Below are 14,157 nucleotides of genomic sequence, written 5' to 3'. Positions count from 1 at the left end.
TCCTGCACCCACAGACCCCTCCGGCGCACCTGCCCTGGTCAGGGGGTGCCGTCCCAGCGGGCGGCCCGCAGGTCGACCCGGGGCTCGCCGCCGACGGTGCGCAGCGGGGTGCCCTCGGAACGGTACTCGGGCAGCGCCCGGTGCTCGTGGCCGGGCAGCGGCCGCCCGTCCGCCCGGATCACCCGCCACCAGGGCACCGGCGCCCCGTACAGCGCCATCACCCGGCCGACCTGCCGAGGTCCGCCGCGGCCCAGGTACTCGGCGACGTCCCCGTACGTCATGACCTTGCCGGGCGGGATGCGTTCGGCGAGGTCGAGCACGGCCTCGGCGTACGGCGGGATCTCGGCGGCGTCCTCGGGCTCGGTCATCCGACGCATTCTTCCCCATCCGGTCGATTTCCAGCACCCCGTGCGGGCGACCCGGCGCGCGGGATGCCGCCCCTGGACCGCACCCGGGTGGCGGGCATGGCAGCATCTTCGGGGCAGTGCGACACACGAGGACGAAGACCAGATGACCGGGACGGCCGAATTGAGCGTGGACGAGGGCTCCGAGCAGCCCGCCACCGACGGTTTCGCCGAACGGCCGGTCGACCTGCGCCACCGGGCGCGGGACGCGCACCACACGGGGGAGGAAGCGGTGGCCGCACAGCTGCCGCCGGACGGCGGGCCGGACCGGCCCCCGGACGGACCTGACGGGCCCTACGGGCCGGACGACGCGCAGCCCGAGGAGCCGGCCGGCGAGTACCTGGCCGTCGACGAGCCGCTGCTCGCCCCGCGCGCGCACCGGCCGTCCGACCTGCTGCGGTTCCTGGCCGGGCTGTTCGGCATCATCGCGGTGTTCGTGCTGGCGCAGGTCGCGGTCTCCACCACCACCGGCATCGAGAACGACATCACGGTCAACGCCAACCGGATCCCCGGCGTGCTGTCCAAGATCTCCGCCCTGGTCTCCTCGATCGCGGTGCTGACCGTGCCGCTGGCCTTCGCGGTCGAGCGGCTGATCAAGCGCGACGGCCTGCGGGTCGCCGACGGCGTGCTGGCCTCGGTGCTGGCGTACGGCGTCTCGCTGGGCGTCGACTGGTGGGTGGCCGCCGCCGCGCCCGAGGAGATCCGCAACGCGCTGACCCAGAGCTCGCCCGGCAGCGACACCCTCACCGACCCGGTGCACGGCTACCTGGCCCCGGTGATCGCCTACATGACGGCGGTCGGCATGTCGAGCCGCCCGCGCTGGCGGGTCGCCCTGTGGGTGGTGGTGATCCTCTCCGGCACCGCCGAGCTGATCAACGGCAACACCACCCCGCTCTCGCTGGTCCTCACCGTGCTGATCGGCTGGTCGGTGGCGTACGGCACGCTGTACGCGATCGGCTCGCCGAACATCCGCCCCACCGGGCAGCACCTGATGATCGGCCTGCGCAAGGTCGGCTTCGTCCCGTCCGCCGCCCACCTGGCCCCGGCCGCGCCCGGCGGCACCCGCCGCTACCTGGTCACCCAGCAGACCGGGCCGCTGCTGGACGTGCACATCATCGACCGCGAGCAGCAGGCGTCCGGCTTCTTCTACCGCGCCTGGCGGCGGCTGCGGCTGCGCTCGGTCGCGGTCCGCCGCAGCCCCCAGTCGCTGCGCCAGGCCCTGGAGCAGGAGGCGCTGATCGCGTACGCGGCCGCCGCCTCCGGGGCCCGCGCCCCGCAGCTGGTGGCCACCTCCGAGCTCGGCCCGGACGCGGCGATCCTGGTCTACGAGAACGTGGCCGGCCGGACCCTGGACGACCTCGCCGACGAGGAGGTCACCGACGCGGTGATGGCCTCGTTCTGGAAGTCCGTCTCCACCCTGCACGAGCGCCGGATCGCGCACCGCCGGCTCACCGGCGAGTCCCTGCTGGTGGTCGACGAGCAGACCGGCTGCCTGGTCAACCTCTCCGGCGGCGACATCGCGGCCGGCGACCTGACCCTGCGCATCGACGTCGCCCAGCTGCTCACCACCTTCGCCCTGCGCACCGGCCCGGAGCGCGCGGTGGCCGTCGCCACCGCCGTGCTCGGCCCGACCCGGATCGCCGAGGCGCTGCCGCTGCTGCAGCCGGTCGGCCTGAGCCGGCAGACCCGCGGCGACCTGCAGCGGATGACCAAGGAGCGGAAGACCGCCGCGCAGGCGCTGGCGCTCAAGCAGGTCGCCGCCGGGGAGCGCACCCAGCAGCAGGCCGAGGAGGACATCGCCCGGGCCGGCGAGGACCTGCTGGCCCGGATCCGGGCGCAGATCCTGCAGATCGCCCCCGAGGCGCCGCTGGCCCCGGCCAAGCTGGAGCGGCTCAAGCCCAAGACGCTGATCATGGTGGTGGCGCTGGCCTTCGCCGCCTACCTGGCGCTGACCACCATCCGGCCGGACCAGTTCAAGGTCTCCCAGATGAACTGGGCCTGGGCCTCGGTCGCGCTGGCCGCCTCGGCGTTCTCGTACGTGGCCGCCGCGATGAGCCTGACCGGCTTCGTCCCGGAGAAGCTCCCGTTCTGGCGCACGGTGGCCGCCCAGCTGGCCGGCTCCTTCGTGAAGCTGGTCGCCCCGGCGGCGGTCGGCGGCATCGCGCTGAACACCCGCTACCTGCAGAAGGCCGGCATCCGCCCGGTGCAGGCCGTCGCCTCGGTCGGCGCCTCCCAGCTGGCCGGCCTCGGCGGGCACCTGCTGCTGCTGTTCGCCTTCGGCCTGATCACCGGCTCGCAGACCAACGGCGACCTCGGCGCGTCCCGGGCCGTCATCATCGGCGTCCTCACCGCGGCGGTCCTCGCCCTGGTGGTGGCCGCGGTCGCCCCGCTGCGCCGCTTCGTGGTGACCCGGGTCCGCTCGCTGCTGTTCGGCGTGATCCCGCGGATGCTCGACCTGATGCAGACCCCGCGCAAGCTGGTCACCGGCTTCGGCGGCATCCTCCTGCTGACGCTGTCCTTCACCGCCTGCCTGGACGCCTCGGTCCACGCGTTCGGCGGCGGCGCCAACGTCACCTACGCGGCCGTCGCGGTGGTCTTCCTCACCGCGAACGCGGCCGGCTCGGCGATCCCCACCCCCGGCGGCATCGGCCCGGTCGAGATCGCCCTGATCACCGCCCTGACGGTGGCCGGCGTCCCGGCCACCGCCGCCACCCCCGCCGTCTTCCTCTACCGCCTGCTCACCTTCTGGCTCCCGGTCGTCCCGGGCTGGGTCGCCTACAACGTGCTCCAGCGCAAGGGCGCCCTCTGACCGGGGGTGCTACGGGAGCAGTTCGGCGACGATCCGCTCCCACGGCCGCGGCTCCAGTCCGAACGCCTCCCGGGTGGCGGTGTCGTCGATGACGAACGGCCGCTCGAACTGGTAGGCCGTCTCGCGGACGGCGCGGACCGTCGGGTTGACCAGCCCGAGCAGGGCCAGCACCGGGCCGGGGATCGCGGTGACCTTCGGGGCGGGGCGGCCCGCCGCCGCGCACAGGTCGGCGACGACCTGGCGCTGGCTGCGCGGCGGGTTGCTCGGCACGTGCCAGGCCCGGCCCCAGGCGCGTTCCTCGGCGGCGGCGGTGACCAGCAGGCGGGCGGCGTCCGCGGGGGAGGTCCAGCTGTGCGGGGCGTCCGGGTCGCCGAGGACCTGGACGGTGCGGCCGGCCAGCGCGCGGCCGAACGCCCGGCCGTCCAGGGCGGCGGTGACGCCGGGGCCGAGGTAGTCGGAGCCGCGGACCTCGGTGGCCCGGACCCTGCCGTCCCGGTGCGCGGCGAGCGCCTCGCGCCACATCGCGGCCCGGACCCCGCCCTTGACCGAGTTGGGCCGCAGCGGGCTGTCGGGCCCCATCGGGCCGTCCACCGCGCCGTAGCCGTACAGGTTGGAGACGGTGGCGAGCACCGCGCCGGTCCGTTCGGCGGCGGTCAGCAGGGACGCGGCGAGCGGCGGCCAGACCTCGGCCCAGCGGTGGTAGGGCGGGTTCGCGCAGTTGTAGAGCGCGGTGGCGCCCTCGGCGGCGGCGGTGAGCGCCGCGGTGTCGGCGGCGTCCAGGTGCAGGCGGCGGACGCCGTCGAGCGGGCCGGCGGCGGCTCCGGTGCGGGTGACGACCACGACCTCCTCGCCGCGGTCGGCGAGCAGGCGGGCGGCGGCCGAACCGACCGGGCCGGCGCCGACGATCAGGTGCTTGCTCATGGGAACGCTCCGCTCGGAGTCGGGGAGAACCGTGTTCTCGCTCGCTCCACAGCCTGGCGCCTCGCCGCACCCACTGTCAAGAACACTGTTCTCGAATGAGAACGACGTACTCGAATGTTGCGCCCGTTCTCGCCCGCTGGGAGGATGGCCGGCATGCCGAAGGCCCCCACCCCCCGCGAGCGGGTCCGCGCCGAGTTCACCCGCGAGATCAAGGACGCCGCCCGCCGCCACCTGGCCGAGCACGGGCCCGCCGGCCTCTCCATGCGGACGCTGGCCAAGGACGTGGGCCTGGTCTCCGCCTCCGCGCTCTACCGCTACTACCCGGGCCGCGACGCCCTGCTGACCGCGCTGATCGCGGACGCCTACGACGCGCTGGGCGGGGCCGCGGACGCCGCCGCCGACCCGTTCGACGGCACCGACCACGCGGGCCGCTGGCTGGCCGTCTGCCGGGCCGTCCGCGACTGGGCCCTGGCCCACCCGCACGAGTTCGCGCTGGTCCACGGCTCCCCCGTGCCCGGCTACACCGCCCCCGAGGACACCACCGGGCCCGGCACCCGGCTGCCGCTGCTGATCGGCCGGCTCTTCCAGGAGGCCGCCGCCGCGGGCGCCTACCGCCCGCTCGGCGACCCGGCCGTCCCCGCCCCGGCCCGGGCCGCGCTCGCCCCGCTGCTGGACCGGCTGCCCCCCGGCACCCCCGCGCACCTGGTGGTCTCCGCCCTGGCCGCCTGGAGCGACCTGCTGGGCGCGCTCGCCCTGGAGCTGTTCGGCCACCTCGCCCGGATCACCACCGACCCGGGGGCGTACTTCGACCACCTGATGCACCGCACCGGCGCCCTGCTCGGCCTCGCCTCCCCCGCCGCCTCCTCCCCCTGAACGCACGAGACCGCCCGGTCGGGGAGCTCCCCGACCGGGCGGTCTCGACCGCAGGCATCCGTCAGTAGACGGGCTTCTCCGGCTCGATCTGGTTGACCCAGCCGATCACGCCGCCGCCCAGGTGCACCGCGTCCGCGAAGCCCGCGGACTTGAGCACCGCGAGGACCTCGGCGGAGCGCACGCCGGTCTTGCAGTGCAGCACGATGCGCTTGTCCTGCGGCAGGTCCTGCAGGGCGTTGCCCATCAGGAACTCGTTCTTCGGGATCAGGCGGGCGCCCGGGATCGAGACGATCTCGTACTCGTTGACCTCGCGGACGTCGATGATGTCGATCGCCTCGCCGTTGTCGATCCACTCCTTGAGCTGCTTGGAGGTGATCGTGGAGCCGACGGCGGCCGCGCTGGCCTCCTCCGAGACGACGCCGCAGAACGACTCGTAGTCGATCAGGCCGGTGACGGTCGGGTTCTCGCCGCAGAGGGCGCAGTTCGGGTCCTTGCGGACCTTCACCGAGCGGTACTGCATCTCCAGGGCGTCGTAGATCATCAGCCGGCCGACCAGCGGCTCGCCGATGCCGGCCAGCAGCTTGATCGCCTCGTTGACCTGGATCGAGCCGATCGAGGCGCACAGCACGCCGAGCACGCCGCCCTCGGCGCAGGACGGGACCATGCCCGGCGGCGGGGCCTCCGGGTAGAGGCAGCGGTAGCAGGGGCCGTGCTCGGCCCAGAACACGCTGGCCTGGCCGTCGAAGCGGTAGATCGAACCCCACACGTACGGCTTGCCGAGCAGCACCGCGGCGTCGTTCACCAGGTACCGGGTGGCGAAGTTGTCGGTGCCGTCGACGATCAGGTCGTAGCCGGAGAAGATCTCCATCACGTTGTCGTTGTCCAGGCGCTCCTCGTGCAGGATCACCTCGACCAGCGGGTTGATCTCCTTGACCGAGTCCCGCGCGGACTGGGCCTTGGAGCGGCCGATGTCGGACTGGCCGTGGATGATCTGGCGCTGCAGGTTCGACTCGTCGACCGTGTCGAACTCGATGATGCCGAGCGTGCCGACACCGGCGGCGGCCATGTACATCAGGGCCGGGGACCCGAGGCCGCCGGCGCCGACGCACAGCACCTTGGCGTTCTTCAGCCGCTTCTGCCCGTCCATGCCCACGTCGGGGATGATCAGGTGGCGGGAGTACCGGCGGACCTCTTCGACGGTGAGCTCGGCGGCGGGCTCGACCAGGGGTGGCAGCGACACGGGGACTCCGATGGTCGTCAGGTTCTGTTCGACTACGCCAACAGTGTCACGCGCCCGGGGTATTCCAAGACAGCGGGTCCAGTGGGTGAGATGCGCGACACCGGATGCCGAGACCCCCGCCGTCCGGGCCAACCCCCTGGTCAGGCCCGGCCGTTCCGGATCACACCCGGCAGGCGGTCTCCAGCCAGACGTCCCCCAGCGACTCCTCCAGCGGCACCTGCGTCCGCCATCCGAGACGGTCCCGGGCGGTCCGGACGTCGGCCTGCCGCCACTGCACCGGCTCCACCACCGTCCGGGCCTCCGCCGCCCGCAGCCCCTCCGCGCCCGCCTGCTGCGCGGGCAGCACCACCTGCCGGGCGTCCTCGGTGACGGTGCCCTCGAAGCCGGACGCCCGCACCAGCAGGTGCGCCGCGTCCCGGGCCCGGACGGCGTGGCCGGAGCCGATGTTGATCACCCCGGTGGCGGCCGAGACCGCCGCCGCCTGGATCGCCCGCGCCACGTCCCGGACGTCCACGAAGTCCCGGTAGCCGGACAGGTCGGGCATCCGCACCTGGCTCTCGTCCTGCTCCAGCGCCCGCCGCAGGCCCTCCGCCAGCCGCCCGAACAGCGAGGCCGTCGGCGCGCCCGGCCCCACCACGTCGAACACCCGCAGCACCAGCGCGTCCAGCCCGGAGTTCAGCACCAGCTCGGTGCCCGCCAGCTTCGACACCCCGTACGGGCCCACCGGCCGCGGCTCCGCGCTCTCCGGGATCGGCCCGCCGGGCTGCGCCGGCCCGTACTCGGCCGCCGAGCCCACGTGCACCAGCCGCGCGGGCTCCCGGCTGCGCCGGATCGCCTCGCAGACCGTGGCCACCGCGAGCGTGTTGGACCGGATCAGGGCCCGTGACGTCCCGTACGTGGCGCCCGCGCAGTTGATCACCACCTGGGCGGCAACCGCGTCCAGGAACCGGGCCAGCGCGCCCGGGCTCCCCGCGGCCAGGTCGAACCGGATGTCGGCGGAATCGCCCCGGCCCAGCACGGTCACCTGGAGCCCCTCCTCCGCCAGCAGCCGGTCGGCCACCCGCCGGCCGATGAACCCGTCGGCCCCCAGCAGCAGCACCCTCATCGGGTCCAAGTCCTTCCCTCAGGCCCGGCACCCGCCGGGCGGAACGAAATCTGATCGACACACCGGAACACCCGCGCCACCCGCCCACCGGCAGCCCGCCGACCCGGCCCCGACGACGGACCGACCCGGCGACCGACAGCAGCGACCCGCCGAACGGAACCCCGCGGCGAGCAAGCCCGGCGACCGACAGCAGCCCGCCGACCCGGCCCCGACGACGGACCGACCCTGCGGCCAACAGCAGCCCACCGGACGGGGCCGGGCGACGGACCGACCCGACGGCCGACAGCAGCCCGCCGGACGGAGCCGGGCGACGGACCGACCCGGCGGCCGACAGCAGCGACCCGCCGAACGGAACCCCGCGGCGAGCAGGCCCGGCGGCGAGCAGCCGCCCCGCCCGCCGCCGGCCCGGCCCTCACCGGTACGCCCCCGGCCGGGTGGACGGCGGCCAGCCGCAGCCCGCCAGCAGCAGGGCGGGCCCGAGGGCCGCCGCCGCCAGCCCGCCGGACGGCGAGGCGTCCAGCCAGCGCGCCGGGCCGGGCAGGGCCAGCAGCGCGGCGCCCGCGGCCGCGGTGAGGACCGCGACCGCGGCGGTGCCCGGGCGGCCCGCGTCGCGGACCACCCCGGCCAGCAGCGGCAGGGTGCCGAGCACCAGCAGCGCGGCCCACCCGGTGGCGGACGTGCCGCCGGCCACGGCCCGGCCGAGTCCGGCGAGGACGGCCAGCTGCGCCAGCACGGCCAGCGGCAGCGCGAACCGCAGCCGGGAGCGGAACTCCCCCAGCGTGGCGGCCGCACCCTGCCGTTGACCGAACCGGCGCAGCCAGGCCGCCGCCCAGCCCGCGGCGGCCCCGCCGAGCCCGGCGGCCGGCGCCGCGCCCGGAGCGGCGGCGGCGAGCAGCGCCAGCAGCAGGCCGGTCCCGGCCCCCTGCCCCAGCGCGGCCCACGGGAACGGCCCCCGCCCGGACGCCCGCCCCACCGCCCCGCCGTCCGTCCCGGGGTCGTCCGGGGCCCGGCTCTCCGCCGTGCACGTCCCGCCGTCCGGGGCCCGGCTTTCCGCGTTCCAGCCGTCCGTCCCCCAGCCGTCCAGGGCCCGGCTTTCCGCGTTCCAGCCGTCCGTCCCCCAGCCGTCCAGGGCCCGGCCGCCGCGGGCCGTCAGCAGGCCCGCGCCCGCACCGGCCAGCACCGCGAGCGCCCCGCCGGCCAGTCCGCCGGGGACGGTCGCGGGCAGCAGCGGCAGCAGGTGGGCGCCGGCGCCGCGCAGGGCGGCGAGCGGCAGGGCGCGCAGCGGTTCGGCGGGCGGCAGCGGTTCGCGGACCGGCGGGCGGCGCGGGACCCGGGCGTACAGCTCCTCGGCGAGGCCGAAGACGTCGGCGTGCCGGTAGCGGGCGGCGCCGTCGGTGGCCAGGCCGGAGTCCTCCAGGGCGGCGGCGATCTCCAGCGGGTCGACCGCCTGCTCGCACAAGTCCCGGTTGGCGTCCAGGAGTTCGCGGACGGGGTCGGCGGGCGTGCCGGTCACAGCGCCTCCGCGAGGGCCGGCCCGGCGGCGGCCCGCACGGTCCGTTCGGGCCGCCCGGTCTGCCCGGTCTGCCTGGTCTGCCCGGTCCGCTCGGCCGGGGTCTCGGCGACCGGCACCGGGGTCTCCCCGCCGGCCGCGCCGGCCGTCCCGGCCACCCAGTACTCGGCGGGGCGGGCGAACGGCCGGACCGGCGCGCCGGGGCGGGCCGGGAAGGCGGGGTAGCGGGAGACCAGGTCGAGGTAGATCTCGCGGAAGGCGCCGACCACGGGTTCCACGGCGAAGCGTTCCTGCGCCCGCAGCCGGCCGGCCAGGCCGAGCCGGGAGCGCCGCTCGTGGTCGGTGAGCAGGGCCAGGCAGGCCGCGGCCAGGGCGCGCGGGCTGCGCGGCGGCACCAGCAGCCCGGTGGGGCCGAGCACCTCGCGGGCGACGCCGACCTCGGTGGCGACCACCGCCCGGCCGCTGAGCATCGCGTCGGCGAGCGGCCGGGGGCTGCGCTGGGCGAGCGCGCTGAACACCACGGCGCTGCCGGCCGCCCAGGCCGCGGCGGTGGAGGCGGGCCGCCCGGCGAACTCGACGGCCTCCGCGACGCCGAGCCGTTCGGCGATCGCGGTGCAGTGCGCGAGGTAGCCGGGCGCGCCCTCCTCGCCGTACATCCGCAGCCGGGCGGCGGGCAGTTCGGCCCGGACCCGGGCGAAGGCGTGCAGCATCAGCTCGGGGTCGCGGCCGGGCTCCAGCGCGCCGGCCCAGACCAGGGTGGGCGCGGCGGGCTCCGGTCCGGCGGCGGGCCGTCCGGTGGCGGTGGTGCCCTCGTGGACGATCCGGGTGCGGGCCGGGTCGCCGCCGCAGCGCTGCTGCCACTGCCGGTCGTAGTCGCTGCCGGGGGTGAGCACCGCGGCCCGCCGGTAGGTCTCCTCGGTGAGCTGCCGGAAGAAGGACAGCAGCAGCGCGCGCACCGGCCAGCGGTAGGGGGCGCTGCGGTAGCCGCGGTACTGCTCGCGCAGGTGCAGGCCGTGCTCGGTGACCACGAACGGCACGCCGTGCAGTTCGCGGGCGGCCAGCGCGGGCAGCGCGGCCGGGCCGCCGCCGACCACGTGGCACAGGTCGGCGCCGCCGAGCCCGGCCGGGCCGGTGCCGTACCAGGGCGCGGAGAGCGGCCGCAGGCACTGCTCCAGCAGGTCGGCGGCGACCAGCACGTCGCAGACCAGCGGCTGGCCGCCCGCGGTGTCGGCGCCGGGCATCCGCCAGATCCGCTCCAGCGCGCGGTGCGCGTGGCCGGAGGCGAGGAACGCGGGCAGCGCCTCGTCCTCCCGCCCGAGCGCGGCCAGCCGGTACAGCGCGGGCCCGAACCCGGCCCGCTCGCCGGGCGTCACCAGGGCGCGGACCAGTTCCTCGTACGCCTTGAGGTAGGCCCGGCGGCGCAGCGCGGTCGGCCCGCGCCCGCCGGGGCGGCGGCCCCACATGGGCAGTTCGTGGACGCCGTGCAGGCCGCGGACGCCGCTGGGCGGGGCCGGGCGGTCGGCGGGCAGCAGCCGGTAGAGCCGGAACTCGTGCTCGGGCAGGCCGTCGACCAGGCGGCCGCACCAGCCCCCTTCGCCACGCTGCGCGGTGGTGAGGGTGCCCTCGGTGAGCAGAGCGATGCGCACGACGCCTCCAGGACAGAGCGTTTCGACTGGGTTCACGGCCCTACGACACAGGGGAGTGCGTCCGTGCTCGACGGCCGTCCGGCCGGCGCCCGCTCCCCGCGGCCGCCGCCCTCGCCGTCTCGCCCCCCACACCTGTTCGGTCCGACAACACGAAGGTAGAGCGCCGGGCCGAGCCCCCTAGGGGCCCGGCCCGGCTTGCCACACCATCGAGTGAACGCCCGTGACCTCGCGCGTCCCCGTTCCGTTTTCCGCCTTCGCGCCCCGTGCGCCCCGCGTGCGCCCGGTCGGGCCCGTTCCCGGGCCCGCCGCTCAGCCCCGCCCGTCGACCTCCGCGAGCAGCTCCCGCACCGCGCGGGCCACCGGCTCGGGGTGCTCCAGCATCGCCACGTGCCCGGAGTCGGGCAGCACCAGCAGCCGGGCGTCCCGGAACGCGGCGCAGGCCCGCCGGGCGGAGCGGTAGGAGACCAGCTTGTCCTTGAGCCCGTAGACCAGCAGCACCGGCACCGGCACCTGCTCGGCCTGCCGCCACAGCGACTGCTCGCCGCGCTCGGTGTACGCGCTGACGATCCCGCGCGCGGAGGCGGCCAGCACGCCCAGCGCGTACGGGAGCGCGGTGCGGCGGCGGTACTCGTCGACCGCGCGGGCCCGGCGGTGGGCGGGGATGCCGGTCGGGTCGGCGTAGACCAGCCGCAGCAGGTCGGCGGTGGCGCTCTCCGGGTCGGCCCCGTGGCCGCGGCGGCGGACCAGCTCGGCCACCCCGGGCACCGCCAGCAGCCCGGTGGGCCAGGCGGTGCGCTGCGGGGGCAGTTCGGGCAGCGCCGGGGAGATCAGGGTGAGGCTGCGCACCAGGTCGGGCCGGAGCGCCGCGAGCCGGACGGCGACGGCGCCGCCGAGCGAGTTGCCGAACAGGTGCACCGGCCCCCGGTCGGTCTCCTCCAGGTACCCGATGACGGCCCTCACGTGCCCGGAGAGCGACAGGTTGCCGTCCAGCGGCGGGGCGGAGTGGCCGAAGCCGGGCAGGTCCACGGCCTCGCCGTCGACGTCGTCCGCGAGCTGGTCGAGGAGTTCCAGCCAGTTGTCGGCGGAGCCGCCGAGCCCGTGCACGAACAGCGCGGGCGGCAGGTCGGCCCGGGGTTCGCGGTGGCGGCTGACGGCCAGCGCCGCTCCGGGCACCTCGACGGTGCGGTGCGGCTCCAGGGCGGCGAGGGGGTACTGGGCGCTCATGGAGCACGATGGTAGTGAGGGGGCCGGGCCGCCGGGCCTGGTCACGGGGCCGTGGTGGTGCTGTCACGGGCCCGTCTCGACCTGTGGACAGGGGAGGCCCGGGTCGTATTGTGGGGTCCCGACAAGGGCGGTTGTGCGCTTTACTCGGCTTCACCCGCGCACGCACGGGTTACCGAAAAGTAGAATCAATCACCGTGCCAGTCCACCGCAGATCGTGAAGTGAGGAGCGCCGTGACGGCCATGCAAGAGGCGCAGGAGCGTCCGCGCGGCGCCCGCCTGCCGCGAAGCGCCCGCCGTGAGCAACTGCTCGGAGCCGCCCAGGAGGTGTTCGTCGCCCAGGGCTACCACGCCGCGGCGATGGACGACATCGCCGAGCGCGCCGGGGTCAGCAAGCCGGTGCTGTACCAGCACTTCCCGGGCAAGCTCGAGCTCTACCTCGCGCTGCTCGACAAGCACTGCGACGCCCTGGTCGACGGCACCCGGGCCGCGCTGGAGGCGACCAACGACAACAAGCAGCGGGTCGCCGCCACCATGGAGGCGTACTTCCACTACGTCTCCAGCGAGTCCGGCGCGTTCCGGCTGGTCTTCGAATCGGACCTGACCAACGACCCGGCGGTGCGCGAGCGGGTCGACCGGGCCACCGACCTGAGCGCCACCCTGGTCTCCAAGGTGATCGCCGAGGACACCGACCTGCCCGAGGCCGAGGCGAAGCTGCTCGCGGTCGGCGTCTGCGGCCTGGCCCAGATCACCGCCCGGTACTGGCTCACCCAGGACGGCGAGATCCCGCGCGACGAGGCCGTCCGGCTGGTCGCCAGCCTGGCCTGGCGCGGCCTGAAGGGCTTCCCGATGCACCCGGCCCAGGAGGGCTCGGCCGAGCAGGCCGACTGACCGGCGGATTCGGCCCTGAGCGGACCGGACCCCGACCTTCGCCTCCCGGCCCGGTCGCTGCCTTAAGGTGATGCCCGTACGGCGCGCCCACCGCGAACCGCGGTCGGGGCGCGCGCGGCCAGCTACCGGAGGGACGGAAGCCGTGGAGGTCAAGATCGGCGTGCAGAACGCGAACCGGGAGATCGTCCTGGAGAGCGCGCAATCTGCCGAAGAGGTCGCGGACGCGGTCGCCAAGGCCCTGGACGGCACCTCGAAGCTGTTCACCCTGGTCGACGAGCACGGCCGCCGGGTGCTGGTGCCGGCCGAGCGGCTGGCGTACGTCGAGATCGGCGAGCCGTCCGTCCGCAAGGTCGGTTTCGGCACGCTCTGAGCCCGTGCCGCGGCGCCCCGTCCCCCGCCCGGGGGGCGGGGCGCCGCGCTGTGCGTACCGGCGGGCCCGGGCGGGTAGGCGGACTGCTGTCGCAGCAGCGCACGCCCCGGGAGGCAGCCGTGTGGGAGACGACCGCGTTCGTGCTGATCGGGCTGGCCGTCGGGTTCGGCGCCCTGCTGGCCCGGCCGGAGCTGTTCCCCGGCCCGCGGTCGCTGCCGGTGGGCACCGCCCTGGTGGCGGCGGTGCTGGCGGGCCGGATCAGCCGCTACGTGCTGGACGGGCAGCTGCCGCCGGTGCAGCTGGCGGTCTCCGTGGTGGCGGCGGTCCTGCTGGTGACGGTGCCGGCCCGGCCCGACCTGCTGCCGCGCGGGCGGCACCGGCACGGCTGAGCGGCCGGGCCGGCGCGGCCCGGCCGGGGCGCCGGCGGCCTCAGGAGGCCAGGCCCAGCGCCGCCATCCGCTTGGTGTGGGTCTCGGTGATCCGGTTGAACATCTTGCCGACCTCGACCAGGTCGAAGCCCTGCACCTCGGCCCCGCCGACCAGCAGGTTGGACAGCGCGTCGCGCTCGGCGACCACCCGCTGCGCCTGGCTGAGCGCCTCGCCCATCAGCCGCCGCCCCCACAGCGCCAGCCGCCCGCCGACCCGCGGGTCCTCGGCGATCGCCTGCCGCACCCGTTCGACCGCGAACTCGGCGTGCCCGGTGTCGGACATCACCCGCAGCACCAGGTCCCGGGTGTCGTCGTCGAGCCGGACGGCCACCTCGCGGTAGAAGTCGGTGGCGATCGCGTCGCCGACGTACGCCTTGACCAGGCCCTCCAGCCAGTCGGCCGGGGCGGTCATCCGGTGGAAGTTCTCCAGCGGCTCGACGAACGGCTCCATCACCGCGACCGGGTCGGCGCCGACCTCGACCAGCCGGTCGTGCAGCAGCTGGAAGTGCTGGTACTCGGCGGAGGCCATCCGGGCCAGCGCGGCCTTCTCCGTGAGGCCGGGCGCGAACTTGGCGTCCTCGGCCAGCCGCTCGAAGGCGCTCAGTTCGCCGTACGCGAGGGCGCCGAGCAGGTCCAGCACGGCCGCCCGGTACTGCGGGTCGGCGGCCCGGGCCGTCCAGGGCCCGATCGAGTCGGTGCGGCCGTCGGTGGGTTCCTGAGTCTCCATGCCGACGACCTT

General features: G+C 75.9%; 13 protein-coding genes. 5 read left to right on the top strand and 8 right to left on the bottom strand.

What is annotated here, in order from left to right; translation table 11 throughout:
- Positions 1-38: 38 nt before the first annotated feature.
- A complete protein-coding gene (locus tag IH44_RS0114630) occupies positions 39-368 on the bottom strand; it encodes an MGMT family protein (protein WP_030459963.1) in 330 nt (109 codons plus the stop codon).
- Between the two features lie 142 nt (positions 369-510).
- Here IH44_RS0114630 and IH44_RS0114625 point away from each other — a divergent pair, with 142 nt between their 5' ends.
- Positions 511-3,213, top strand: coding sequence for a lysylphosphatidylglycerol synthase transmembrane domain-containing protein (locus IH44_RS0114625; protein WP_081966894.1), 2,703 nt, complete (start codon positions 511-513; stop codon positions 3,211-3,213).
- 9 nt (positions 3,214-3,222) lie between these two features.
- On the opposite strand, the gene IH44_RS0114620 is transcribed toward IH44_RS0114625, so the two are convergent.
- Positions 3,223-4,134, bottom strand: a complete 912-nt coding sequence (locus IH44_RS0114620; RefSeq protein ID WP_030459961.1) for an NAD-dependent epimerase/dehydratase family protein — start codon at positions 4,132-4,134, stop codon at positions 3,223-3,225.
- A gap of 153 nt (positions 4,135-4,287) precedes the next feature.
- Between IH44_RS0114620 and IH44_RS0114615 the strand changes: the two genes are divergently transcribed.
- Positions 4,288-5,007 (top strand): TetR/AcrR family transcriptional regulator, encoded by a 720-nt coding sequence (locus IH44_RS0114615; protein ID WP_035955090.1) that lies wholly within the window; start codon positions 4,288-4,290, stop codon positions 5,005-5,007.
- 61 nt (positions 5,008-5,068) lie between these two features.
- Here the strand turns inward: IH44_RS0114615 and moeZ are convergent, their stop codons facing one another.
- The 5 genes from moeZ to IH44_RS0114590 all read right to left on the bottom strand — a co-directional run bounded on the left by moeZ (position 5,069) and on the right by IH44_RS0114590 (position 11,732).
- Complete coding sequence (gene moeZ / locus IH44_RS0114610) at positions 5,069-6,247, bottom strand: adenylyltransferase/sulfurtransferase MoeZ (RefSeq protein ID WP_030459959.1); 1,179 nt, start codon at positions 6,245-6,247, stop codon at positions 5,069-5,071.
- Between the two features lie 160 nt (positions 6,248-6,407).
- Complete coding sequence (locus IH44_RS0114605; protein ID WP_030459958.1) at positions 6,408-7,352, bottom strand: NAD(P)-dependent oxidoreductase; 945 nt, start codon at positions 7,350-7,352, stop codon at positions 6,408-6,410.
- Positions 7,353-7,764: 412 nt separating this feature from the next.
- The gene (locus IH44_RS42795) at positions 7,765-8,865 is read right to left on the bottom strand and encodes a hypothetical protein (protein ID WP_030459957.1); all 1,101 of its coding nucleotides are present in this window, start codon (positions 8,863-8,865) and stop codon (positions 7,765-7,767) included.
- Positions 8,862-10,508 (bottom strand): DUF3492 domain-containing protein, encoded by a 1,647-nt coding sequence (locus IH44_RS0114595; protein WP_051816897.1) that lies wholly within the window; start codon positions 10,506-10,508, stop codon positions 8,862-8,864. Before IH44_RS0114595 ends, IH44_RS42795 begins: the two co-directional genes overlap by 4 nt.
- Before the next feature lie 309 nt (positions 10,509-10,817).
- On the bottom strand, positions 10,818-11,732 hold the full coding sequence (locus tag IH44_RS0114590; RefSeq protein WP_030459955.1) for an alpha/beta fold hydrolase: 915 nt from the start codon (positions 11,730-11,732) through the stop codon (positions 10,818-10,820).
- Between the two features lie 240 nt (positions 11,733-11,972).
- Between IH44_RS0114590 and IH44_RS0114585 the strand changes: the two genes are divergently transcribed.
- The 3 genes from IH44_RS0114585 (at position 11,973) to IH44_RS0114575 (ending at position 13,379) form a co-directional block, all read left to right on the top strand.
- Positions 11,973-12,620: a TetR/AcrR family transcriptional regulator gene (locus tag IH44_RS0114585; protein WP_035955088.1), complete on the top strand. Its 648-nt coding sequence runs from the start codon at positions 11,973-11,975 to the stop codon at positions 12,618-12,620.
- Positions 12,621-12,762: 142 nt separating this feature from the next.
- Positions 12,763-12,990 (top strand): DUF3107 domain-containing protein, encoded by a 228-nt coding sequence (locus tag IH44_RS0114580; RefSeq protein WP_030459953.1) that lies wholly within the window; start codon positions 12,763-12,765, stop codon positions 12,988-12,990.
- A gap of 119 nt (positions 12,991-13,109) precedes the next feature.
- Positions 13,110-13,379, top strand: coding sequence for a hypothetical protein (locus tag IH44_RS0114575; RefSeq protein ID WP_030459952.1), 270 nt, complete (start codon positions 13,110-13,112; stop codon positions 13,377-13,379).
- A gap of 40 nt (positions 13,380-13,419) precedes the next feature.
- Here IH44_RS0114575 and IH44_RS0114570 read toward each other — a convergent pair whose 3' ends face one another.
- Positions 13,420-14,145, bottom strand: a complete 726-nt coding sequence (locus IH44_RS0114570) for a ferritin-like fold-containing protein (RefSeq protein WP_030459951.1) — start codon at positions 14,143-14,145, stop codon at positions 13,420-13,422.
- Positions 14,146-14,157 lie beyond the last annotated feature (12 nt).

This window comes from Kitasatospora sp. NRRL B-11411 (assembly GCF_000721345.1).
GTDB classification, from domain to species: Bacteria; Actinomycetota; Actinomycetes; order Streptomycetales; family Streptomycetaceae; genus Kitasatospora; species Kitasatospora cineracea.
This window is presented reverse-complemented; position numbering and strand designations above follow the sequence as displayed.

What these genes read in the sequence shown, in the direction of transcription:
- IH44_RS0114625 (WP_081966894.1), top strand. Translation starts at nt 511, where the DNA reads ATGACCGGGACGGCCGAATTGAGCGTGGACGAGGGCTCCGAGCAGCCC.
- IH44_RS0114585 (WP_035955088.1), top strand. Translation starts at nt 11,973, where the DNA reads ATGCAAGAGGCGCAGGAGCGTCCGCGCGGCGCCCGCCTGCCGCGAAGC.
- IH44_RS0114620 (WP_030459961.1), bottom strand. Translation starts at nt 4,134, where the DNA reads ATGAGCAAGCACCTGATCGTCGGCGCCGGCCCGGTCGGTTCGGCCGCC.
- IH44_RS0114605 (WP_030459958.1), bottom strand. Translation starts at nt 7,352, where the DNA reads ATGAGGGTGCTGCTGCTGGGGGCCGACGGGTTCATCGGCCGGCGGGTG.
- IH44_RS0114630 (WP_030459963.1), bottom strand. Translation starts at nt 368, where the DNA reads ATGACCGAGCCCGAGGACGCCGCCGAGATCCCGCCGTACGCCGAGGCC.
- IH44_RS0114590 (WP_030459955.1), bottom strand. Translation starts at nt 11,732, where the DNA reads ATGAGCGCCCAGTACCCCCTCGCCGCCCTGGAGCCGCACCGCACCGTC.
- IH44_RS0114570 (WP_030459951.1), bottom strand. Translation starts at nt 14,145, where the DNA reads ATGGAGACTCAGGAACCCACCGACGGCCGCACCGACTCGATCGGGCCC.
- IH44_RS0114615 (WP_035955090.1), top strand. Translation starts at nt 4,288, where the DNA reads ATGCCGAAGGCCCCCACCCCCCGCGAGCGGGTCCGCGCCGAGTTCACC.